This is a genomic window from Sphingomonas endophytica, from assembly GCF_001476895.1.
GTDB lineage: Bacteria > Pseudomonadota > Alphaproteobacteria > Sphingomonadales > Sphingomonadaceae > Sphingomonas > Sphingomonas endophytica_A.
Genome location: NZ_LDTB01000178.1, coordinates 1 through 640 on the forward strand (window position 1 = coordinate 1; position 640 = coordinate 640).

The 640-nt window shown below is 65.2% G+C and carries 2 pseudogenes; both read right to left on the reverse strand.

From position 1 onward, the window contains the following. Positions 1 to 234: pseudogene (locus NS334_RS19195) on the reverse strand (bifunctional helix-turn-helix transcriptional regulator/GNAT family N-acetyltransferase); the annotation flags it as partial. 205 nt (positions 235 to 439) lie between these two features. Then, a pseudogene (locus tag NS334_RS19475) lies at positions 440 to 547 on the reverse strand (hypothetical protein); the annotation flags it as partial. Between the last annotated feature and the right edge of the window lie 93 nt (positions 548 to 640).

Below are 640 nucleotides of genomic sequence, written 5' to 3' on the forward strand. Positions count from 1 at the left end.
GCCATTGGCTTCCGCGATCCAGCAATGCTCGCGTGCGGGATCAAAGTTCCTGATGAATTGCGCGCAGATCTCGGCGACCAGCGCCTCGTAGCTGATGTCCCAGCCATATTCCTCGGCATAGGCCCTTGCCTGGCTCGAAATCACCCAGCCGATGTCGCCGGGCCTGTGGCTGCGCAGCAGAAAAGCGGCGGGTTTCTCCGCAGGCTGCTCCAGCGTTCGCCCGATCGTCGCCATCGCGCGCACCACGGCGCCGCGCTGACTGTCGTCGAGCGAGACGAGCAGGTTTCCGACTTCCTCGCTCGACCGACGCTCGAGCTCGGCCTGGGCGGTGCGGCCTTTGGCGGTCAGCGATAGTTCGTTGATCCGGCCGTCGTGCTTTGCCGGCTTGCGCCGTCACCATCTGGCGCCGCTGCAGCGCCCGCAGGGTGCGGCTCACGAAGCCGGGATCAAGGCCAAGATCGCGCGTGAGGTCGGTGGCAGTGCAGGCGGGGCGATGCCGGATCTCGTAGAGGATGCGGGCTTCCTGCAGGGTGAACGGGCTGTGCACGAGCTTGGGCTCGATGAGGCCGAGCTTGCGCGTGTAAAAGCGGTTGAAGCCGCGGATCGCGGCGATCTCGCCGGCGATATCATTATTTGATTT